Below are 21,962 nucleotides of genomic sequence, written 5' to 3'. Positions count from 1 at the left end.
ATCCAAATTGGATATTTATTGTCGTTTGATGGGCGTTTCTGTTCAGTTATCAGATTTGGATATCAGGGTCGTTGTTTTTCAAATGCACAGATCGTCCAATTATCTGGATTGGCAAGGGATCTTTTTCTCGACGTCAGTTGTGCATTAATGAGGAGGAATAAATATGAAAAGCATGATCAAATCGATCAAGCTCGCGGTCGCAAGCGCAGCACTATTGGCAAGCGCCACCGGCGTAGCTATGGCACAAGACGCGCCTGACTGGTTGGGCGGTGAACTTAAAAAGCCGCTTGCCGAAACGCGCATCGGCATCACTGTGCTTTACCCGGGTTCTAACGCCTATCAGGCAAAATATGCGGAAACTGCCGAAAGCTACACAAAAGAGCTTGGCATCCAAGCAATCGTGTTGGACCCACAAGGCGATCCCGCAACACAATTTGACCAAATCCAAGATATGTCATCTCAGCCGATTGACGCGTTGGTGGTTTGGCCAACATCGCAAAATGCTTTGATTCCGGCGATCCGTCAGGCATCCCGCAATGGCATCCCGGTGATCACGTCGAATTCTCCCATCGGCGAAGCAGGGCGTCGTTATATTGCTGGACACACTGGTCCGGATGACTGCGCACAGGCAGAACAATCAGCTGAGATGTTGGCCGAGTCGCTTGGCGGGGAAGGCGATATTGTTGTTGTAGAGGGGACACCAGGATACACAGTGTCAATTCTACGTAAAAACTGCTTCCTAGATAAAATGGCGGATTCCTATCCGGACATCAATATCTTGGCCAGCCAAACAGCCGAATGGAACCGTGAAAAAGCACAAACGGTTATGGAAACATTCCTCACTCAGTTCGGTGATGAAATTGACGGCGTTTATGCATTCGATGATGGCATGGGCCTCGGCGTGATCAGCGCACTGCAAGGCGCTGGAAAGGCACCGGGCGAAGTGAAAGTCGTAACTTGCAATCAGTTTGGCGAAGGTTGGGATGCGATGAAAGAGGGTTGGCACTCTGGCTCAAACAAGCAATCACCGGTTGATGATGCAATTTTGGCCATTCAAACCGCAATCAAGATTGCAAATGGCATCGAGGTGCCGTCTTTGCAAGGCATTGAAACGCCAAAAGTGACGCCAGACAATGTGGATGAGTTTGAGCGTCCAAGCTGGTAAGCGACTTTGAGTTGAGCTAAATGTGGCCCGCATTCCTTAAGGATTGCGGGCTTTTCTAGTAGCGTCCGTTCTGGCGCATCAAATGATCAATTGAATTTTGGCACGTCACAAGTGCTTGTTTGATGGTGATGTCCTTCAACAGCATCTGATGGATCACATTTCCAAGAATTTCAAAAATGCCGCTTATCTCTGGTACGGGAGGTCGTGGCCAATTTTGTGTCATCCCTTGGCGTTCCATTGTGTCGAGATAACCGAGAATTTTGGAAAAGGACTGCACTTCGGGGTCCGCACTGGTGGAAAAACGGGGGCTAGTATGGCTGCCATTTTGCACATACCATTTCATCATTTCCGGGCGGGCCAAATATTCCATGACCTTCCAAGCAGATTGACGCCTCTCTTCACTCAGGTTGGCCGGAATCCCCAAACAAAATCCACCAATAGGTGAGACAGATGGCTTCCCTTCCGCTGACGGGTGGCAAACAAATCCGATTTTGTCGTAAATTTCCTTTGCGCCCTCTTTGCTGAAAGCCGCGGCGCGAACAGACCAGCCATATGTCATCGCCGCTTCGCCCTTTGCGAAAATCGCAATCCGCTCATCCCAAGAGCATTTCAGGCTTTTCGGATGGGCGTAGTCCAATAGAGCTTTTAAAAATTCAGCTGTTAGATGTCCGGCCTCGGTATCGATCATCGGCCGAAAGTTCTCGCCTTCAATATTGTCGACATCGAATTCGCTATCGATCCGCTGCAAATTGATGATGGGTTGGCCAAAATCCGCCAATGTTTGCACAAAGGTATGCGCCACTGGCAAGCCGCGTCCGTAATTCATCACAATGCCGGGCGTTGCCCCTCGAAACTTGTGCAATGTTCGGGCCGCCAACAATACGTCTTCGGTCGTTTGCGGCGGATTAAGGCCAGCCTCATTGAGCAGGTCGGAACGGTAGAACAGCAATTCAGTAGTGGGTTGGATGGGAATGCCATATTGCCGGTTTTGGTATCGTCCACCTTTCCACGCGGCGGTGTGGAAGTCCGATGAATTATACCGTTCGTTCTCAATCAAGTCCGAAAGAGGGCGCAATATCTCATCATGGGCAAGCTTGCCCAGCCAAGGCAGATCGAAATTGACAATATCAAACTCCGATTGCTCCATTTCGTGATTTTCTAAGATGCGTGAATAAAGCTCATTCAAAGGTAAGAGTGTAAATTCCACTTGCGTGCCGCAAAGCTCATTGATCGTGCGCGCATGCTGCTTAAGCGTTCTAAAGGTAGGATCTGGTGAGCAAAGGATCTTTATCTTCTTGTCGAACCCAACACCCGTCCGCATGGCGTTGGGAAACGATAAGATCTTAGCCGTCATATAAGAGCCGCCAAAGAAGAAATCTGTAGCCGTGCCACCATTTTGGACAAACCCAAATGTTTTACCCACATGGGCCTTGAGCTGCAGCGCATATGACTCGAATTCGCGGATTAATTTGCGGGTGGGATGCAAAGAGAAGGAGCGGCCCGTATTTGATCTTGGGCGCTTGTGCAAAAGCTCCTCATCGATCAACTCCGTGATCCTGCGCATGGCTGTGCCGTAGGGAACACCTGACGCTGATGCCGCAGATGTGATGGTCAACAATTTGCCTTCCAAATGTCGGCGCATGGAATAAGAGATAATATTCCACCGCGCATCCGGGGCAGCGAGATTGGTGCGGTCTGAACAAATTTGTCGCGATGTATCCGCAAAGTCCAAAATGCGTATAAGCTCGTCTCTGGTCACGTCATTTCCTCCAATAGCGGATATTCTCAAATTGTCAGACCTAGCGATAGGTGACAAAATATCCAAAATGGATTTTCAACAACGTTCTCTTTGGCATCAACAACAAATCTGGCTGAGATTTGTCGTTTACCTAAGTCGCCATGTTTATCTTGTTGAGATTTTGAACGCGATGTTGGACGAGGGAAATTGGCTCGCCATTTTCCGCAAAGAACTCGCGGTCAGTAGAGATAATTGTGATGCAACATTGGATGTTGCCGTCAATGCCGAATAGTGGAAATGAAACAGCAAACAGGCCGGGAATGAGGCCTTCAAAGATTCGGCCATAGCCACGCTTTCGTGTGCGCTCGATGATGGCGTCCACTTCTTCCATCTTAACTTTGAGAATTTTCATCTCTGGCTGCAGCAGCTTTTTGGTCGCGTTGCGCGAAAGATGGGAGAGATAAACTCGACCCGTAGCGGAGCGCAAAAGAGGCATTGTTGCGCCAAGGCCCATGGTTGAGATGATCGGCGGCCCGCCATGTTCGTTGCGGATAAGAACGGGGCCGCGCTCGCCCCAAATGGCCAAATGACCCGAGGTCTGCAAATCAATGCACAGATCTTTGAGTAGGGTACTTGCGCGCATCACAACATTGTTTTGGCCGATGGCGGCAAGACCCAGCCGCGTGGCCATGGGGCCAAGGCTATAAAGGCCTGTGCGATGATCCTGTTCGGCCAACCCCGAATGAATAAGACTGCTTAAATAGCGGTGCACCTTCGGCGCCGAGAGACCGGTGGTTTCAGCAACTTCTTTTAGCTGCATTGCACCGGAATGCTCACACAGTGCCGAAAGAATTTCGCTAGCGACACCAACGGCCTGAATGCCGCCCTTCTTATCTTCGGGTTCGTTATTTTTGTTCATGGAAAAATTCATAGCTTAAAGCACTGCGTAAAAAAAGAATTTTCAATAAGCGGAACCATTTCACGTAATTTCGCCTCTTGCAACATATTACGTATTATGCAATCAATTATGCATAATGTAATTTCTGATAGGGGGAGATTATGGTGGATGCGGCGCTTTCTGCGCAGTTTGAGCAACATGGTGTTTCGCCATTATGGTCAGTGATGGCCAATTTGGTGACCGAAACGCCAAAGCCAAACGCGGTCGCACATCAATGGAAATTTGAAGATTTGAAGAAACTGCTTCTCCAAGCAGGTGAGCAAATCAGTGCCGAAGAGGCGGAACGTCGGGTGCTGATTTTGGAAAACCCAGGTTTGGCGGGCACGCACCGGGTGACTGAATCGCTTTACGCAGGGTTGCAGCTGGTTTTGCCCGGCGAAATTGCTCCGGCACACCGCCACACCCAATCTGCATTGCGCTTTGTGCTGGAAAGCAATGGCGCATGGACCTCAGTTGATGGTGAAATGGTGGAGATGCACCCCTTTGATTTGGTTTTAACGCCATCTTGGCGTTGGCACGAACATGGTGGCGACGGCGGGCCGGCAATCTGGCTGGACGGGTTGGATATTCCAATTGTCCAGCATTTTGCTGCGGGCTTTGCAGAGCGTGATGGCAATATTCCAGCTTCAGATAGTTTGCCCGCAGGCACATGTTTAGCAAGCTACGGTTCAAACCTTAAACCTGCTTCAGTGGCATCTGACGATCAACGCACGCCGCTATTCCATTTCCCGTATGCGAAATGGGGCAGTGCGCTGACAACATTTGCTGAGGCAACTGCCTTCGATCCACATCTTGGATGGGCAATGGAGTTCACCAACCCTGTTGATGGTGGGGCAGTGATGGGCACTGTTTCCGCATTTTGCCATCGCATTAGAGCAGGGGCGAAAACCGAGCCATATCGGCAAAGCTCAAGCAGCGTCTACACAGGCGTTTCAGGCTCTGGCACCGTCATCTTGGATGGAAAGCGCTTTGAAATCAGTCCTAAAAATCTTGTCGCTGTGCCGTCATGGGCGGTGCTTGAAATTGAAGCCGATGAAGAGCTGACCCTGTTTAGCTATTCAGATCGTACATGCCATGAGAAGCTAGGCTTCTGGCGCGAAGAAAGACTTTGAACTCTATGACATTGTTGTTTGCGAATAACCAAATCTCCACATTGAAAACAACGGGTGGCGATGACTTTGCTGTCGGCCGGATTTTTTGCATCGGTCGCAACTATGAAGCCCATGCCCGTGAAATGGGAAAAGATCCAAATCGCGAAGCGCCGTTTTTCTTCACAAAATGGCCTGAAGCGGTCGTAAATGCGGCGCCGGAAGATAAGACGGAAATTGCCTATCCGCCGGAAACTGCGAATTACCATCACGAAGCAGAATTGGTGGTGGCAATAGGCGTGGACGGGTTCCGCATCGCGGAAGCTGACGCAAATGACCATATTTGGGGCTATGCGGTCGGGCTAGATATGACGCGGCGTGACCTACAATTGCAAGCGCGTGACAAAGGGCGGCCTTGGGATACGGGCAAAAACTTTGCTCAATCCTGCCCCACAGGGCGCCTGCAGCCCGCTGCTGAAAAAGGACACATTGAGCGCGGTGAAATCTTGCTCACGGTAAACGGCGAAACACGCCAACAAGCAGACATTTCCGATCTCATCTGGTCGGTTCCAGAGACAATTGCCTACGTGTCCAAATTCTACCCATTGCGAGCGGGAGATTTGATCTTCACCGGCACACCTGCGGGTGTTGGGGCGGTTGTTTCGGGCGACCAGCTGGACTGCAAAATTGAAGGACTTCCGTCACTGTCAGTGCGGATAGGGGGTGCACTTTAGATTAGTGCAATGTCGGGTCTAACGGGAGGAAAATGACATGACAGACAGTACAACAACAACTTCAAATCGGCTTGCTATTCCGGCGCTCGGACAAGTTTATGCCAAATTAGACGGCTTGGGCTGGTTGGCCTTGCGGTTGGCAACGGGCCTGTTGCTGGTGCCGCATGGAGCGCAAAAACTTTTTGGCATGTTCGGCGGCGGCGGCATTGGCGGCACGGCCGGATTCTTGGAAAGTGTCGGCTATCCAGCACCCGTGCTTATGGCCATTCTTATCGGCTGCGTAGAATTTTTCGGCGGCCTGATGTTGGCCTTTGGCTTGTTTACACGTCCAGTGGCAATCGCGGTGCTGATTTTCATGATCTTTGCGGTGCAGTTCCATCTGCCAAACGGCTTCTTTTGGACCGCGCGCGGTTATGAATATCCACTTTTCTGGGGCGTAGCAGCGCTATATTTCGCCATTAAGGGCGGTGGCGCTATGTCCCTCGACTCAAAGCTTGCGCGCGAAATCTAGCCAAGCAGGAAGCAATCTTATGATTTTCTATAACTATTTCCGTTCATCGGCATCCTACCGTGTGCGCATTGCACTCGAACTCAAAGGGATGAAGCCGGAGAAGATTGTGGACATCGACTTGCGGCAAAATGAGCAAAAAAGTGCGGCATATCGTAAGATTGCGCCGAGTGCTCTGGTTCCCACATTTCAGTTTGACGACATGTCATTTAGCCAATCTATTGCGCTAATTGAATGGATGGATGCGAAATGTCCAGAGCCTCGGCTAATTCCTGAAAATCCGGAAAAAGCACTGGCTGTGCGAGAAATTGCTTTCGCCATCGCCTGCGACATTCATCCACTCAATAATTTGCGAGTGCTCAACTATCTCACAGGCACTTTGGAGCAATCTGAGGACGTGAAAAACCAATGGTATGCCCATTGGGTGCAGGCCGGATTCGATGGCGTTGAAGATAGGCTCAACAGGCAAAGCAAAACCAGCCCGTTTGCGTTCGGAGATGCGCCGACATTGGCAGATATTTGCATTGTACCACAAGTGTTTAACGCAAAACGCTTCGATGTTGATTTAACAGCCTATCCGCGCATTTTACAAATCACAGAACAATGCAACCAATTGGCGGCGTTTCAGGCAGCGTCGCCCGATAATCATTAAAAGATCAAATCATATCAAAGAGGGAGTGAGGATATGACAAAAACAATCGTAAAGCGGGGCATGATGGCCGCCGCAGCATTCGCGATGGGAATGACGGCATTTTCGACCGCTGCATTCGCCCAAACCATCACACTTAAGATGAGCAATTATTTGCCGCCCAAACATGGGTTTACTGCGGACTTTATGGTGCCATTCGCCCAGGAACTGGAAGAGCGCACAAATGGTCAAGTCAAAGTGAAAATTTATGATGCAACCTCTGCATTCGGCAAACTCGAACGGCAGGCTGACCAAGTGCGGGCAGGTGTCATCGATATCGCGCTTGGGTTAAATGGCATTCCGCGGGATCGTTTCCCCGCAAGTTCAATCATCGAGATGCCATTCCTGGTGGAAGATGCTGGCTCTGGTTCAATGGCGCTGTGGGATCTTTATAAAGAAGGGGCGCTCGGCAACGAATATGACAATTTTAAAGTGCTTGGCCTGTTCGTACACAATGGCGGCTTGATCCATACAGCAGATCGTCCGGTGCGCACATTAGATGACTTGAAAGGTCTACGCTTGCGCACGCCAAGTCCGGCGGTTTCAGCCATGTTGGATCAATTGGGCGCATCGCCTGTTGGGATGCCGCCAGCGGAGATTTATGAAAATCTGCACAAAGGCAGCTTGGATGGCGTTGTCACTACATGGGACTTGGTTGGTGCAATCAATGTGAACGAGATTTTGAAATATCACACCGACGCACGCGCCTATGTTGCAGGCTTCCACATTGTGATGAACAAGAAAAAATACGAAAGCTTGCCAGACGATGTCCGCACAGTTTTGGACGATATGAGCGGGGACACATTGGTTGCCAAGTTCGGCGACTGGTGGGACGCATGGGACAAGCGTGGCTATGATGATGCTGTTGCACGTGGCCATGAGATCATTGAAGTCGATGACGCCACACGTGCGGAGTGGAGTGAGACGCTTCAACCCATGATTGATGGGTTCCTAGATCGCCTTGAACGCAATGGCGTTGAGAACCCAAAAGAGGTCTACGCGCGCGCTCAAGAACTCGTTGCGAAATATGATGGGATGCAAGACTAGCCATATGAGCAAGCAACATCACACACAGACTAAGCCGCCGGTTTTTCCGGCGGCTTACGCTATTGAAGGCTTCTTCAAAAAACTAACCGAGCTTATGGCTTACATCGGCATTGGTGCGTTGATTTTGGCCATTATTGTTGTTGTTGGTGACATCATTTGGCGACGTGTTGGCGGCGGCTCTTTCATTGGCGCGGTAGATCTGACGCAATTCAGTCTTGTGGCTGCGGCGGCTTGGTCTATCCCATTTGCATTTGCCAACCATAACCATGTGACCGTCGACTTGCTGTCTGATGTTTTTCCAGTGCAGTTCAAACGAATGCTAGACGCCATTGCTGCCCTTTGCGGCGCAGGGCTTACCGGATTTTTGCTTTGGCTATGTTGGGGCCGGGCAATGGAAATATTTAATTATGGCGATGTGTCTCAAGATTTGGCGCTCCCGCTCATCATTCCATGGGCATTTCTTTTGAGTGGCTTGCTGATTTCTTGTCTGGTGAGCCTGGTGAATGCTGCTATTTTTCTAACGGTGAAGGAACGCATTTATGGGGAATGAATGGGTTGGTGTAATCGGGTTTGGCGCGGCACTTCTGTTGGCGTTGTTGCGCATTCCCGTCGCAATTGCGATGGCACTTGTGGGGCTAATTGGCACGCTATTGCTAATGGATTGGACATCAGCAACATATGTGATGGCAAGTCTGCCGTTCGAGGCAATATATCCCTATAGCCTCTCAGTGGTGCCACTTTTTATTTTCATGGGCGTTTTCGCGTCCTTCTCGGGCCTTTCCGAAAACCTGTTCCGTGGCATCGTTGCCTTCTTCGGCCATCGTCCCGGCGGGCTGGCATCTGCCACCATTGCTGCGTGCGCTGTGTTCGGCGCGATCAGCGGCTCATCCCTCGCCACATGTGCAACCATGGGGCGAGTGTCACTACCAGAAATGGAAAAACGCGGTTATGCCAAAAGCTTGGCTGGAGCAGCTGTTGCAGCAGGAGGCACATTGGGTGTTTTGATCCCGCCGTCTATTTTGCTGGTGATCTACGCGTTGATGACCGAGGAATCTATTGGGGCGCTTTTTGCTGGGGCGATGATCCCCGGTCTCCTCGCCGCTTTGCTGTATATCGTCTCGGTGCGCATTCAAGTCTGGCGAAAACCAGAGCTGGGACCCGTCACGCCTTACACGCCGTGGAAAGAACGCGGCAAAGCACTATTTCATATGTGGGACGCCATTTTACTGATCGTAATGGTGATCGGCGGAATTTATGCCGGCATATTTTCGCCCACGGAAGCGGCGGCGGTTGGGGCAGGCGGCGCAATCTTGTTCACGGCAATCAAAGGCAAGCTCAGTATCGGCGTGTTGCGAAAAGGTGTGCTGGAAACGGCATCCATGACCGGCATGATCTTCATGATCCTGATCGGGGCGGCACTGTTTAACTTCTTCATCGAAGCAACCGGCATGACGCAGGCACTCGTGGGTTGGATCACAACAGCTGGCTTCGCGCCATTGACTGTCATCCTGATCTTGCTGGCGTTCTACGTCATTTTGGGCTGCTTTATGGATAGCTTGTCGATGATCTTGCTCACAGTTGTGCCTGCCTATGGCGTGGTCACCGGGATCGGGTTTGATCCGATTTGGTTCGGTGTGCTGCTTGTTTCTGTGGTTGAAATTGGCCTTATCACGCCGCCAATTGGCATGAACCTATTTGTCATCAGGGCTGTGGCTAAAAATATGAGCATCGGCACAGTAAGCAGGGGCATCGTGCCCTTTATCCTTGCCGACATTACACGAATTGCAGCGATTTTGTTCATACCAGGATTGGTGCTTTGGTTGCCCCATTGGCTGGGCTTCTAAAACCGCACGCAAACGAAGTGATACCTTAGACCCGCTGCTAAAAGCCGCCGTGCTTTTAGCAGCGGGTTTTTTGTTGGGAAAAACAACGCGCTATCTGGTCAATTTATTGTCCCGCGCGACATGAGTTCACTTACAGGGCAACTCACCTGCACGATCCATATGGAGAATGAGGATGCACCGGTCGCCCGAAGATTATTGCCAATCTTGGAACGCAAAGCTGGCCGATTGATTGCCAATGGCTTTCCCACCGGGGTGGAAGTGAGCGATGCCATGGTGCATGGCGGTCCATATCCGGCCTCAACCAATTTCGGCGCGACTTCAGTTGGCACACTTTCAATCCGCAGATTTTTGCGACCAGTCTGCTATCAGGATATTCCCGACAGCATTTTGCCAGCGGATTTGGAATTCTCATAAAAACCGCCTCAAAACGGTGATTTCAAAGCTGCTTGCTCAGCAATTGAAGCAAAACAAGTCACTTTTTGCGCAAACTGATTTGGAGAATAGCGCGAGAAGGGTATAATTTTGTTAGGACGGATTGGTTGATCCATCCGCTGAAATTGCTTTGGAGGAAGTAGTTTGTCTGACGTGGAGGGGTATGTCGCAACTATTGTTGGAGCGCTAAAGGCAGGCGATGTTCAAGCCGCAGAACGGATTGTGTTGGACGCAGGCGGACCCTTTTTCGCCTTTACTCTCGGCTATGAGACCCTAGATGAAATCTTCTCAGCGGCGCCGGAGGGGATCGCACAGGAAAGCGAAATCTTTTTGGTGGCGATGTGTTTGAGCCTTGTGAAGCACGGCCGGGCGCGACGCGCTAAGGCTTTGCTGTATGATGAAGGGCGCACATTTACACCATCCTATATTTTCATCCTCACCGAATTAATGGTGCACATCCACCTTGGGGAGAGGGTGGATAAAAAACAACTTAAGGCATGGGAGCAGCTGGAAGGCAGATTGCCGCTCGGAGAACATTTGTTCAGCGGCCTTTATTACAATTCGATGTTGGTGGTCTATGCCCGCCTGAACATGTTGTCTGAAGCGCGGATGATCGCGGCGCAGGCGCTGGAAACCTACGAAAAAGCAAAACAGCCTTATCTGCAGTTTTTCATCCACTTGCACTTGGCAGATTTGGCCATTGTCGAAGGTAAACTGCGACAGGCCAAACAACACCTAAAAGCGGCTGAGCGATTTTTCAAAATTGCCAATATATGCATTTCGAGCGAACGGGAGCTGTGCGAAGCACTCTGGCTTACCCTCGATTTTGAAGCGGGGGAGTTCAAGCATATCCCAGAACGGGCCGCAAAAATCAGGCAGGCGCTTGTGGAAGGCGACAGTTGGTCAGAGATTTTTATCGAAGTGAGCCGCATTGGCGCGTTGAGTATTTATTATCTTGAGGGGCGAAAAAAGGCCTGCGCCTTCTTGCAGGAATGTCAGGTAGATTTCCACCGTCGACATGGCGATTTTTCCTTGGCAATTGAGGCGATACAAGCCCATATCGAGCATATTGATGGCTTGCATGACCAAGCAAATTTCTTCCTGTATGATCTCGATAAAGCGGCCATGTATAGCCCAACGGGGATCGTGATTTCTGAGACAATGTCGCTCAAGCTGAATCCTGAAACCGTGTTGGATAAATTCACGTTAGATGAGCGCAATGTGCGCAGCAATGTCATGTCTGAGTTGGCACGGGCCGCTGTCGCGCAATCGGAAAAGCAACGGGCAAAAATGCGCCAGCATGTGGAAAATGCCATACGCATTGCTGCCCATGAGAATTTGGCTTCGATCTTTTTGGAATATCGGGAAGTGGTGTCTAAAGTTTCCTCCCAATTGGCGACGGGCAAATTTGCACGCGGGCATAAGCGGCTTGCTTATTTCGCGAAGCAGGTGCACCGGATCATCCGCAAAAGCTACATCGCGCCAAAAGAATTCCAGAGATACAATATGTCGGCTCAACAATTGCGTATTTTAAATGCGTTGCAAGATGGCGGCTCAAATAAGAAAATTGCAGTGAATCTGGGGCTTACAGAGGCTGCAGTTAAATATCACCTCACCAATTTATTTAAGATTTTTAACGCAAGATCGAGAGGTGAATTAATTGAAATTATTGATAAAATTTCAAATAGTGAAAAAAGCTATACTTTTAAGAGTTAAACTAGACTGATTAGCGCCTTCCGTTTTGGGTGAGATGCCGCAACCATACCTGTGAGGGAGGATTGCGGTGTTTTATTATTTGCTGAAAAGGGCGGCTTCGCTTTTTCTTGTACTGGTTGGCTTAGCCATTCTCATATTTGTTATTGCGCGAATTGTGCCGGGTGATCCTGCACGGATCGCGCTTGGCCCGTTGGCATCTGCCGAGCAGGTTGCGCAAATGCGCGAGCAAATGGGGCTGGACCTGCCATTCCATACCCAATTGTGGAATTATCTGGTGGGGCTTACCCACGGTGATTTCGGCAAATCTTTGCTGACCAGCCGACCTGTTTCGGCCGATATTATGCAAGCCTTGCCCGCAACGCTTGAATTGGTGCTGTTCACCATTGTCATTCAGATCGTATTGTCCATTCCCCTTGGCGTGTTGGCTGCGATCTATCGTGACACCTGGGTGGACAATGTATCTCGGATTATCTCGCTGATCGGGGTGGTGACGCCGGGCTTTGTGCTCGCGATCATCTTGCAGCTGATGGCGAGTTATGTATTCACCTTTTTCCCTGTGACCGGACGCCTAGATGGCGGATTGGATTTCAGCGCAGATGTAACGGGTCTTCTGCTGATCGACTCTGTTTTAGCTGGCCGACCAGATGTGTTCGGCGATGCCTTCATGCATCTGATTTTGCCTGCAACGGCGCTGGCCGCAGCAGGCATTGGGCAGGTGATGCGGATCACGCGGTCTTCAATGATCGAATTGAGCGGCCGAGACTTTGTGGAAGCGTCTCGGGCCTATGGCGTGCCGGAGCGCGTGGTGACGTTCAAATATATGCTGCGGCTCGCCTGTGTTGCGCCCTTGACCATTTTGGGCTTGGAATTCGCTTCGCTGATCGGCAACGCCTTTATTGTTGAATTTGTGTTCAGTTGGCCAGGCATTGCCAGCTATGGCGTGCGCACAATCTTGCAGAAAGATTTGAACGCAGTGATCGGTGTGGTGCTGGTATCTGGCCTGTTCTTCGTGATTGCCAATCTGGTGATTGATATTTTGCTGGGCATTTTAGATCCCCGCCATCGGTTGAGAGAGGGGGCGTCAAAATGAGTGTAGACAGCACAACCACCACCCAAGACACTGCACACCGCAATATGACCAGTGGCCAAATGGCGTGGTATCGCTTCACGCGAAACCCTGCGGCCATGATCGGCGCCTTTATTGTGATCTCCGTGATTGTCGCCGCGATCTTCGCGCCATTTCTTGCGCCATCACCACAATCGGCTGGGTCATTCGTCGACTTTAGAAATCGGCACACGGCACCCAATGCAGAATTTTGGTTCGGCACAGACAATGTGGGACGCGACATTTTCTCCCGCGTACTGTTTGGCTACCGCGTTTCGCTGGGCATGGTGATTGGTGTGTTGGGCTTTGCCGTGCCGTTTGGCGTGGTGCTTGGCCTTGCCGCAGGCTATTTCGGCGGCTGGATCGAATTTGCCATTATGCGCTTTACCGATGTGATGCTGGCCATTCCGCCTTTGGCGATGGCCCTTGCGATCACAGCGGTGCTTTCACCGAATTTGGTCAATGCGATGATCGCCATCACCATGCTGTGGTGGACCTGGCACACGCGCCTGATCTACCGCATCGTAAAAGCGCAAATGAGCGAAGATTATGTGGAAGCCGCGAAAGTGGCGGGCGCAAGCCACACCCACATTATGTTCCGCGAGTTGTTGCCCAACTGCGTATCAGCCATTTCAGTAAAAATCTCGCTTGATGCGGGCTTTGTGATCCTGTTCGGGGCGGCGCTCTCTTTCCTTGGTCTTGGCGTGCAACCGCCAACCCCAGATTTGGGCACAATGGTGAGCACGGGCTCCGAATATTTGCCAGAATATTGGTGGGAAGCGCTGATGCCCGGTCTCGCCATTCTTTACGCCATTCTCGGGTTCAACCTGTTGGGCGATGGGCTGCGCGACATGATGGATGTGGAGGTGTGATGATGACGACAACTCCAATTCTCGACATCGACAAGCTCAATATCAGCTTTTCAACTTACGGCCACAAATCTCACACCCTTTTTGATGTGTCGATGACCATCAATGAAGGGGAGCGGGTGGCGCTTATCGGTCAATCTGGTTCCGGCAAAACAGTGACCATGCGCACCATTATCGGCACGTTGCCGATGCCGCCGGCAACCATTGAGAGTGGCTCAGTCAAATATAAAGGCAAAGAACTTCTAAGCCTTTCGAAGCGTGAGCGCGACGGATTGAAGGGGGCGGGGATCTCGATCATCTTGCAAGATCCTTTGCTTTCCTTCAATCCAGTTCTCACCATCGGCAAGCAGATGGACGACATTGTTCGTTTTGCAGACATTCGTTATGGGCAAAACCGCTCTGCCGATGCGCGCAAAAAGCACATCATTGAAACTTTAGCGAAAGTGCAACTGGCAGATGGGGCGCAGATTATAGGGTCCTATCCCATGATGCTGTCTGGCGGGATGCGCCAGCGGGTGCTGATCGCCATGGCGCTGCTGAATAAGCCCAAATTGCTCATTGCCGATGAGCCTGGCACAGCGCTTGATGTGACAACTCAACAAGAGATTTTGGACCTTTTGAATGCGCTGGTGCGCGATGAAGGGTTGTCGCTACTGTTGATCACCCACAATTTGGGCGTGGTGCGCGAGATGGCAGACCGGGTCTATGTGATGGAACGGGGACATATTGTTGAAACGGGCACACTTGAAGAAGTGTTCTCAGCCCCCAAACATCCATATACGATCAAGCTGATGGAAGCAGTGCCACCGCTTTATGGCTCGCGGGTGCGCGACATTGAAAACAATGCCGACAAAAACACCGAAATCAAAATTTCGAACATCAGCAAAACATTTGTCCGGCGCGGCGGTTTACTCAATCGGCCAATTGGCGAAGTGCAGGCGGTGAAAAACGTTTCGCTGGAGATCAATCGTGGTGACATTTTTGGCATCGCGGGAGAGTCCGGCTCGGGTAAAACCACCTTGGCCAAAATGCTGCTGGGTCTTTATGGGCCAACATCCGGTGATATTCAGTTCAATGGCAAAAGCCTGAATGAGTTACGCGGCACCGTCGAGTTCAGAAAATTGGTACAAATCGTTTATCAAAATCCGGGCTCTTCATTGAACCCGAAAAGAACGATTGCGGACCAGCTGGCCGTGCCATTGCACTTCACAGGTTACGATAAAGCGCAAATCAAAGGCCGCGTCGCGCAGCTGTTGGATATGGTGGATTTGCCCGCGCATTACGCCTCCATGTATCCGCATGAGCTGAGCGGCGGGCAAAAACAACGGGTCGCCATCGCGCGTGCGCTTTCAGTAGAACCAGAAATTCTGGTGTTGGATGAGCCCACTTCCGCTTTGGACGTGTTGGTGCAAAACACCGTGATCGAGTTGCTGCACCGTCTGCGTGAAGAACTCAATCTCACCTATGTGTTCATCTCTCACGATTTGTCGCTGATGCGCAATTTCTGCAACAAAATTGCCGTGATGTTCCGCGGCGAAATGTGTGAGCTTGGCGCCACAAAAGATGTGTTTGCCAACCCGCAGCACAATTACACCCAAGCCCTGATCAGCTCCATTCCGGTGATCAGCGCTGAAGAAGAAAATCTCAAACCAAAACTAACAAAACAAGAACGCGCGGCGGTGCTGGCCACCTCAACCGCGCTTGGTAAGTAAAGCGAGGGGACAATGTACCGAATTGGCATAGATGTAGGCGGCACCAACACCGATGCGGTGATTATGCACGGCGATAAGGTGCTTGTGGGCGTGAAATCGCCAACCACTTCAGATGTGATGTCCGGCGTGGTCAACAGCATCAAAAAAGCCTTGGACGACACACAAATCAGCGCGGACCAAATTTCAGCCGTGATGATCGGCACAACCCACTTCACCAACGCAGTGGTGGAGCGGCGCAACATGTCTGAAACCGCAGCGGTTCGCCTTTGCTTGCCCGCGGCGCAATGCTTGCCACCGATGGTGGATTGGCCAGATGATATTCGCGAGGCAGTTGGCGGCCACTATTGGATGGCAGCAGGCGGCAACGAATTTGACGGCCGCGAGATTTCGAAAATCGACGAAGACGAACTGACCAAAATCGCAGATGAAATTGCGGCGAAGAACATCGAAACAATTGCTATTTGCTCTGTGTTCAGCCCTGTCAATGACGATATGGAAAAACGCGCAGCCGCGATCATGAAAAAGCGCCTGCCAAATGCCAATTTCACGCTATCTAGCGAGATTGGTCGCTTGGGCATCTTGGAGCGCGAAAACGCGGCCATCATGAATGCGTCTTTGCGCAATTTGAGCACGCACACGGTGGATGCATTCCGCCGGGCGCTGCAATCACTGAATCTGACATGCCCCTATTTTATCACGCAAAATGATGGCACCTTGATGGGGTCAGAATTTGTGCAAGCCTATCCAGTTTTGACTTTTGCCAGTGGCCCAACAAACTCCATGCGCGGCGCATCGTTTCTGACGGGCGAGCAAAATGCCATTGTCGCGGACGTGGGCGGCACCTCAACTGATGTCGGCGCACTTGTTAAAGGCTTTCCACGGCCAGCCAGCACATCAGTTGATGTGGGCGGCGTGCGTACAAACTTCCGTATGCCAGACGTGTTTTCCATCGCTTTGGGCGGCGGCACAATCATTGAGCCAACTGATCCGGCGAAGATTGGCCCAAAATCTGTGGGCTATCGCATTCATGAAGAAGGCAAATTGTTTGGCGGCAATACGCTGACTTCGACTGATATTGCTGTCGGTTTGGGCATTGCTGACATTGGTGATGCGGGCCCAGCACGCGAGCTGGGCGAAGAAAAGCTGAAACAGATCAAAGCTCAGATTGACGATATGATCACCAACGCCGTGGAACGCATGCGCGTTTCGCCAGACCCTATTCCTGTTCTAGCAGTGGGCGGCGGCTCAATCCTGATCCCAGATCAAATTGCTGATCTACCCGTGAAGCGGCCTGAAAATTTTGCTGTGGCCAACGCAGTTGGTGCGGCCATTGGGCAGATTAGTGGCGAAGTGGACCGGATTTACAGCCTGTCGGAAATCTCACGCGATCAAGCACTCAGTGAAGCGCGGAAAGAAGCGACAGACAAAGCGATTGCCGCGGGCGCGAAGCCTGAGAGTATTGAATTGCTGGACCAAGAAGATGTGCCATTGGCCTATTTGCCAGGCAACGCCACCCGCATTCGCCTCAAAGTTGTGGGGGACCTCAATGGATAAGGTGCGGAAAATTGAAGACAGCGATTTGGACGCTGTTGAAATTGGCGCAGCCATTTTGGGTACGGGCGGCGGCGGCAACCCCTATATCGGGAAGTGGCGCTGTCGGCAGGAATTGCGCAAAGGCAATAAGATTGACGTGATCCCGCTCGATGAACTGCCGGATGATGCGTTGGTGGTGTCACTTGGTGGCATCGGCGCCCCAGTGGTCGGCGTTGAAAAGATCGAACGTGGCGACGAATGCTTGCGCGCCCTGCGCGCCATCGAGCAGGAACTCGATTGCAAGGTGGATGCACTGATTTCATCGGAAATTGGCGGCGCAAACGCCATGGAGCCGATGTTGACAGCAGCGCAAGCAGGCATTCCCGTTGTAGATGGCGACGGCATGGGCCGTGCCTTCCCGGAAATGCAAATGTGCACCTGGTCAATCTACGGCCACAAATCCACACCTGCCGCCATGGCAGATGAGAAGGACAATGTGGTGGTGATCCGCAACACGCGCGATGAAGTGTGGGTGGAAACCATTGCGCGGGCCACAGTTGTGTCTATGGGCGCAGCGGCGGCAATCGCCATGGCGCCAATGCGGGGTGACTTCGTGAAGAAGGCCGCAGTGCCGAACACGATTACACAAGCCTTATCTTTGGGGCAGGCGGTTCTAGACGCGCAAGCGCGCAATCTCGACCCAATTGCCACTGTGCTCAAGCAAGAAACCGGCAAGCTGCTGATGACAGGCAAGATTGTTGATCTTGAACGGCATCTGAAGGGCGGGTTTGCCCGCGGGCATATCCATTTGGAAGGCTTTGGCAACAACCAAGGCGAACGCGGCGAAATTGCCATTCAGAACGAGTTTCTGGTGTTTTGGCGTGATGGCGAAATGGAAGTCTGCGTGCCTGACCTGATTGTGGTGCTGGATGCAGATACTGGCCTGCCGATCACAACCGAAGTGTTGCGCTACGGCCAGCGGATCGCCGTATTGGCGCTGCCTTGCCACGATTTGCTGCGCACGCCACGCGCACTAGATGTGATTGGGCCAGCCGCGTTCGGCTATCCAGAATTGAGCTTTACACCGCTCGATCGCGCAGAATTGGGAGGAGCATAATGTCCGCTGATATTTTGAAAAAGATCGACCTTGGGGACATGAAAAATATCGCCCTAGGCGGTGCCTTTCTGGGCACTGGCGGCGGCGGCGATCCTTATATCGGGCGGTTGATGGCCGAACAGGCCATCCGCGCTAACGGCCCGGTAGATGTGGTGGATGTGGACAGCTTGGCAGATGATGCCTTGGTGATACCCGTCGCCATGATGGGCGCGCCGACAGTTATGTTGGAAAAACTGCCGCGTGGCGATGAAGCCAATAATGCATTGAAATCACTGGAAGATTATCTCGGCAAAAAGGCGGATGCGATCTTCTGTATTGAGGCGGGCGGCCTAAACTCCACCATCCCGATCGCGGTGGCCGCAGGCGTGGGCCTGCCCATTGTTGATGGCGATGGCATGGGGCGGGCGTTCCCAGAGTTACAAATGGTATCCATGACCATGCACGACATTACGGCATGTCCAATGGTGATGGCCGATGAGAAGGGCAATTCACTAGTACTGAACACAGTCGATAATTTGTCGACTGAAAAGTTCGCGCGAGTGATCACCATTGAAATGGGCGGGGCAGGGCTGATCGCCCTTTACCCGATGACTGGAGCGCAGGCCAAAAAGGCAATTTTGCGTGGCTCTATGTCACTGATCAATTCCATTGGCCGCATCATCCATGAGGAGCAGGCTGCAAATCGCAACCCGGTGCACAAGCTTTCAACAGACCTCAATGGCGTTTCGCTGTTTGAGGGTCGCGTGATGGATGTGGACCGCAAAACCGAAGGCGGATTTGCCCGCGGTTCATGCACCATCGAAGGCTTGGGCTCATATGATGGTGAGAGCATTTCGCTGGAATTTCAAAATGAATTCCTGCTGGCCAAAACGGCTGACGGAAAGCCAAAGGCGATCACGCCAGATCTGATCTGCTTGCTGGATTTGGAAACAGGGCAACCCATCACAACCGAACAAATTCGATATGGCTTCCGCGTGATTGTGTTTGGCCTGCCGTGCGACCCGCAATGGCGCACGGACCATGGCATAGAACTCGCGGGGCCACGCTACTTTGGCTACGACCTCGATTATCAAAAATTAGAAGCCCTCAACTAGAGGGACAGGGATAGAATTCAATTTCAAAAGGAGGACTAATATGCGGATTGCAAAGAAACTACTGCTGGGACTGGCAGCGAGTACTGCTATTTCTGGCTATGCCTTACCCTCATTTGCCGACAATGTGGCAACGGTCAATGTGGTGCAGATTTTCGGCACCATCGACCCGGCAAAAATCAACGACTACACAGAATATATGGCTGGCGTGAACCTTTATGACGCGCTGACCACGCTCGATTCAGAAGGCAATATCTTGCCCAATCTGGCAGAGAGCTGGACAGTATCTGAGGATACGCTGACCTACACCTTCACGCTAAAAGAAGGCGCGACCTTCCAAGATGGTTCGCCAGTTGAAGCGAAAGACGTGGCTTATTCTGTGGGCCGTCTGCTGGCACTAAACGAAGGCCCTGCCTATTTGTTTGAAGGCGTACTGGATGAAAATTCGGTCAAAGCGCTGGATGATCGTACCGTCGAGTTCAAACTGAACAAAGTCTACACACCGTTCTTGACCAACACGCCGATCCTGTTCGTGGTCAACTCCGACGTGGCAGACGCCAACAAAACCGATAGTGACCCATGGGCGCAGGATTATTTGGCCAATAACAGCATTGGTGCTGGCGCCTATATGATGACCAATTGGGACCGTGGCGCCACCATGACCATCAAGAAATATGATGGCTATCATTTGGGTTGGAGCGATCAACCCGTTGATGAAGTGCGCTTTGTGGTGACCAATGAAGAAGCCACCGTGAAAGCGCTGGCCGCTTCTGGCGAACTGTCTATGTCATCAGACGGGCAGGCGCAGGAGACCTATGATGCGATCAGCAAAATCGAAGGTTATCGCATTGAATCATTCCCAACGGCGACCAACTTCTATTTGAAGCTGAACCATCAAATTGCGCCAACGGACGATGTGCACATCCGCAAGGCCATTGCCTATGCAACAGACTATGAAACCATCCGGTCGCAATTGTTGCCTGGCGAGCCACTTGCTGGCCCAATGCCGAAAGTGTTCGCCGCTGCCTATCTCGATGATCTGGCCATGCCAGAATATAATCTTGAAAAGGCTAAAGAGCATGTGGCCATGAGCAAATATGCCAATGCGGGCGCAATCCCGATTGAGATCATGTTTGTGGCTGGTCTGGCCTTTGAAGAAGAAATTGCGCTGCTAATGAAATCGAATTTGGACCAGGTTGGGTTCAATACGATCATGAAGCCGGAGCCATGGAACCGGATGACAGAGTTGGCCAGCTCCGCTGAAACAACGCCTGCCATCAACGAAGTGTTCTATGGTGCGACATATCCATCGCCCGATAGCTTCTTCTACCCCCAATATCACTCACGCGCCCAAGGCACTTGGACCTCCATGGAATGGGTGTTGGACGACAAGGTAGATGAGTTGATCGAACAAGCCCGCGGCGAGGGCGATATCGACGCTCAGAACGAAATCTACAAAGATTTGCAGCGTTATCTGGTGGATCAACAATCAGACGTGTTCTTGCTGACCCAAACCAGCCAAGTGGCCTTCTCAAAATGTCTTGAAGGTTTCTCTTGGGTGCCAATGCAAAGCTTTGAATACAACTTCCACACCATGCGGTGGGTTTGCGAATAAGCTCCTCTTGACCCTAGACGAGCAACTTGGCCCGCTCCTCGGAGCGGGCTTTTTTGTGCCAGGTAGCTAAGTCACCTAATTTGCTACGATATAAACATAAATCGTCAACATCGTAACGCCTTCACCTCGGCTCAGCCGGATGGTAGTTGAACAAGTGATGCAGCACTTAAGCTAATGCTAATGATTGGATTGAAGCTTGACTGATAAATTTTATAGGTAGTTGTTTATTGTATTTTGATTTAAGAATTCAGCCACACGTAGGAATGCGCCTACTAATTTAGTTTTTTATTAAAATGATTTTAGACGGTGATGTTTATATATGAAGGTTAGACTTAAGAGAACTGGTGACGTGTATCTGGTGTTGGCAATAACATGGCCTATCGATGCACCAAAATTTAAAGGTTCTAAAAATCAAACACAACTTTCAGGTTATGATGGTAATGGATTGTTTGAGTTTTATTGGGATGAGTGTGAAATCCTGATCGCCGGTCTGAATGATTTTATAATCGTACAAGACCTGAAGCATGATGATCACCTTACAATGCGTTGGCGACCAATATCGGACGTTGAATTTTGGACTTTGGTTAGAGAATTTGACAGAAAAGCATTGTCTAAACTGAAGCAAATGGTTGAAAGTGCTCCGGAATTGATAGGTGAGTATTCGAACGTCCACGACATGTTCGAAACAAGATTCTCTGCCGCTAATCAGCTGCGCATTTTGGTTTGCCAATCCAAAATTTTGTCAACTGATCATATCGCCGACGTGCTAAATTTGCTGAATGACGACGAAGTTGAGTTGGCTGGAGAAACATTGGTTGATGCATTTTCCCAGGCGAAATTTGAAATTCCAGCACCGATGATGTTCAGACTTCACCAAGTTATGGATAGTTTAGGTGCGAGTCGGTATTTCAAAGATCATTTGCAGCTACCGGAAACCGCCGAGACCTAAGTTTTGGGGCGGAGAGTGCAGCCTATGAAAAACGGCAACTTCTCAAAGCCTCA

Annotated in this window: 19 protein-coding genes and 1 pseudogene; 18 read left to right on the top strand and 2 right to left on the bottom strand. The window is 51.1% G+C overall.

What is annotated here, in order from left to right:
* Positions 1–163: 163 nt before the first annotated feature.
* Complete coding sequence (locus ACP15Y_RS03085; RefSeq protein ID WP_424981535.1) at positions 164–1,165, top strand: sugar ABC transporter substrate-binding protein; 1,002 nt, start codon at positions 164–166, stop codon at positions 1,163–1,165.
* Positions 1,166–1,220: 55 nt separating this feature from the next.
* Here the strand turns inward: ACP15Y_RS03085 and ACP15Y_RS03080 are convergent, their stop codons facing one another.
* Together ACP15Y_RS03080 and ACP15Y_RS03075 are read right to left on the bottom strand one after the other, a co-directional pair.
* On the bottom strand, positions 1,221–2,924 hold the full coding sequence (locus ACP15Y_RS03080) for an ABC transporter substrate-binding protein (RefSeq protein ID WP_424981534.1): 1,704 nt from the start codon (positions 2,922–2,924) through the stop codon (positions 1,221–1,223).
* Positions 2,925–3,054: 130 nt separating this feature from the next.
* On the bottom strand, positions 3,055–3,822 hold the full coding sequence (locus ACP15Y_RS03075; protein WP_424981533.1) for an IclR family transcriptional regulator: 768 nt from the start codon (positions 3,820–3,822) through the stop codon (positions 3,055–3,057).
* A 140-nt stretch (positions 3,823–3,962) separates the two neighbouring features.
* Here ACP15Y_RS03075 and ACP15Y_RS03070 point away from each other — a divergent pair, with 140 nt between their 5' ends.
* From ACP15Y_RS03070 to ACP15Y_RS02990, 17 genes and pseudogenes are all read left to right on the top strand, one after another.
* The gene (locus tag ACP15Y_RS03070; protein WP_424981532.1) at positions 3,963–4,973 is read left to right on the top strand and encodes a cupin domain-containing protein; all 1,011 of its coding nucleotides are present in this window, start codon (positions 3,963–3,965) and stop codon (positions 4,971–4,973) included.
* Between the two features lie 5 nt (positions 4,974–4,978).
* Complete coding sequence (locus tag ACP15Y_RS03065; protein ID WP_424981531.1) at positions 4,979–5,683, top strand: fumarylacetoacetate hydrolase family protein; 705 nt, start codon at positions 4,979–4,981, stop codon at positions 5,681–5,683.
* A gap of 37 nt (positions 5,684–5,720) precedes the next feature.
* Positions 5,721–6,194: a DoxX family protein gene (locus ACP15Y_RS03060; RefSeq protein WP_424981530.1), complete on the top strand. Its 474-nt coding sequence runs from the start codon at positions 5,721–5,723 to the stop codon at positions 6,192–6,194.
* Between the two features lie 19 nt (positions 6,195–6,213).
* Positions 6,214–6,843, top strand: a complete 630-nt coding sequence (maiA, locus tag ACP15Y_RS03055; RefSeq protein ID WP_424981529.1) for a maleylacetoacetate isomerase — start codon at positions 6,214–6,216, stop codon at positions 6,841–6,843.
* 33 nt (positions 6,844–6,876) lie between these two features.
* Positions 6,877–7,926, top strand: coding sequence for a TRAP transporter substrate-binding protein (locus ACP15Y_RS03050; protein ID WP_424981528.1), 1,050 nt, complete (start codon positions 6,877–6,879; stop codon positions 7,924–7,926).
* 4 nt (positions 7,927–7,930) lie between these two features.
* Positions 7,931–8,476: a TRAP transporter small permease gene (locus tag ACP15Y_RS03045; RefSeq protein ID WP_424981527.1), complete on the top strand. Its 546-nt coding sequence runs from the start codon at positions 7,931–7,933 to the stop codon at positions 8,474–8,476.
* Positions 8,466–9,770 carry a TRAP transporter large permease gene (locus ACP15Y_RS03040; protein ID WP_424981526.1) on the top strand — a complete coding sequence of 435 codons (1,305 nt, stop codon included), beginning with the start codon at positions 8,466–8,468 and terminating at the stop codon, positions 9,768–9,770. The genes ACP15Y_RS03045 and ACP15Y_RS03040 overlap by 11 nt, the downstream gene beginning before the upstream one ends.
* Before the next feature lie 129 nt (positions 9,771–9,899).
* Positions 9,900–10,184: pseudogene (locus ACP15Y_RS03035) on the top strand (aldehyde dehydrogenase (NADP(+))); the annotation flags it as partial.
* Between the two features lie 171 nt (positions 10,185–10,355).
* Complete coding sequence (locus ACP15Y_RS03030) at positions 10,356–11,918, top strand: helix-turn-helix transcriptional regulator (protein ID WP_424982450.1); 1,563 nt, start codon at positions 10,356–10,358, stop codon at positions 11,916–11,918.
* 61 nt (positions 11,919–11,979) lie between these two features.
* Entirely contained in the window at positions 11,980–13,008 is a 1,029-nt protein-coding gene (locus tag ACP15Y_RS03025) for an ABC transporter permease (protein ID WP_424982449.1), read from the top strand.
* The gene (locus ACP15Y_RS03020; RefSeq protein ID WP_424981525.1) at positions 13,005–13,895 is read left to right on the top strand and encodes an ABC transporter permease; all 891 of its coding nucleotides are present in this window, start codon (positions 13,005–13,007) and stop codon (positions 13,893–13,895) included. The genes ACP15Y_RS03025 and ACP15Y_RS03020 overlap by 4 nt, the downstream gene beginning before the upstream one ends.
* Positions 13,895–15,604, top strand: coding sequence for a dipeptide ABC transporter ATP-binding protein (locus ACP15Y_RS03015; protein ID WP_424981524.1), 1,710 nt, complete (start codon positions 13,895–13,897; stop codon positions 15,602–15,604). Before ACP15Y_RS03020 ends, ACP15Y_RS03015 begins: the two co-directional genes overlap by 1 nt.
* A gap of 12 nt (positions 15,605–15,616) precedes the next feature.
* On the top strand, positions 15,617–17,158 hold the full coding sequence (locus ACP15Y_RS03010; RefSeq protein WP_424981523.1) for a hydantoinase/oxoprolinase N-terminal domain-containing protein: 1,542 nt from the start codon (positions 15,617–15,619) through the stop codon (positions 17,156–17,158).
* A complete protein-coding gene (locus ACP15Y_RS03005) occupies positions 17,151–18,254 on the top strand; it encodes a DUF917 domain-containing protein (RefSeq protein ID WP_424981522.1) in 1,104 nt (367 codons plus the stop codon). The genes ACP15Y_RS03010 and ACP15Y_RS03005 overlap by 8 nt, the downstream gene beginning before the upstream one ends.
* The gene (locus tag ACP15Y_RS03000) at positions 18,254–19,348 is read left to right on the top strand and encodes a DUF917 domain-containing protein (protein ID WP_424981521.1); all 1,095 of its coding nucleotides are present in this window, start codon (positions 18,254–18,256) and stop codon (positions 19,346–19,348) included. Before ACP15Y_RS03005 ends, ACP15Y_RS03000 begins: the two co-directional genes overlap by 1 nt.
* A gap of 40 nt (positions 19,349–19,388) precedes the next feature.
* Entirely contained in the window at positions 19,389–20,960 is a 1,572-nt protein-coding gene (locus tag ACP15Y_RS02995) for an ABC transporter substrate-binding protein (protein ID WP_424981520.1), read from the top strand.
* Positions 20,961–21,279: 319 nt separating this feature from the next.
* Positions 21,280–21,909 carry a hypothetical protein gene (locus ACP15Y_RS02990; protein ID WP_424981519.1) on the top strand — a complete coding sequence of 210 codons (630 nt, stop codon included), beginning with the start codon at positions 21,280–21,282 and terminating at the stop codon, positions 21,907–21,909.
* Positions 21,910–21,962 lie beyond the last annotated feature (53 nt).

The organism is Maritalea sp. S77, assembly GCF_049801075.1.
Lineage (GTDB): Bacteria > Pseudomonadota > Alphaproteobacteria > Rhizobiales > Devosiaceae > Maritalea.
This window is presented reverse-complemented; position numbering and strand designations above follow the sequence as displayed.

Coding starts and splice junctions, on each gene's coding strand:
- ACP15Y_RS03075 (WP_424981533.1), bottom strand. CDS start 3,822: ATGAACAAAAATAACGAACCCGAAGATAAGAAGGGCGGCATTCAGGCC.
- ACP15Y_RS03000 (WP_424981521.1), top strand. CDS start 18,254: ATGTCCGCTGATATTTTGAAAAAGATCGACCTTGGGGACATGAAAAAT.
- ACP15Y_RS03005 (WP_424981522.1), top strand. CDS start 17,151: ATGGATAAGGTGCGGAAAATTGAAGACAGCGATTTGGACGCTGTTGAA.
- ACP15Y_RS03015 (WP_424981524.1), top strand. CDS start 13,895: ATGATGACGACAACTCCAATTCTCGACATCGACAAGCTCAATATCAGC.
- ACP15Y_RS02995 (WP_424981520.1), top strand. CDS start 19,389: ATGCGGATTGCAAAGAAACTACTGCTGGGACTGGCAGCGAGTACTGCT.
- ACP15Y_RS03045 (WP_424981527.1), top strand. CDS start 7,931: ATGAGCAAGCAACATCACACACAGACTAAGCCGCCGGTTTTTCCGGCG.
- ACP15Y_RS03070 (WP_424981532.1), top strand. CDS start 3,963: ATGGTGGATGCGGCGCTTTCTGCGCAGTTTGAGCAACATGGTGTTTCG.
- maiA (WP_424981529.1), top strand. CDS start 6,214: ATGATTTTCTATAACTATTTCCGTTCATCGGCATCCTACCGTGTGCGC.
- ACP15Y_RS03065 (WP_424981531.1), top strand. CDS start 4,979: ATGACATTGTTGTTTGCGAATAACCAAATCTCCACATTGAAAACAACG.
- ACP15Y_RS03010 (WP_424981523.1), top strand. CDS start 15,617: ATGTACCGAATTGGCATAGATGTAGGCGGCACCAACACCGATGCGGTG.
- ACP15Y_RS03085 (WP_424981535.1), top strand. CDS start 164: ATGAAAAGCATGATCAAATCGATCAAGCTCGCGGTCGCAAGCGCAGCA.
- ACP15Y_RS03020 (WP_424981525.1), top strand. CDS start 13,005: ATGAGTGTAGACAGCACAACCACCACCCAAGACACTGCACACCGCAAT.
- ACP15Y_RS03040 (WP_424981526.1), top strand. CDS start 8,466: ATGGGGAATGAATGGGTTGGTGTAATCGGGTTTGGCGCGGCACTTCTG.
- ACP15Y_RS03060 (WP_424981530.1), top strand. CDS start 5,721: ATGACAGACAGTACAACAACAACTTCAAATCGGCTTGCTATTCCGGCG.
- ACP15Y_RS02990 (WP_424981519.1), top strand. CDS start 21,280: ATGAAGGTTAGACTTAAGAGAACTGGTGACGTGTATCTGGTGTTGGCA.
- ACP15Y_RS03050 (WP_424981528.1), top strand. CDS start 6,877: ATGACAAAAACAATCGTAAAGCGGGGCATGATGGCCGCCGCAGCATTC.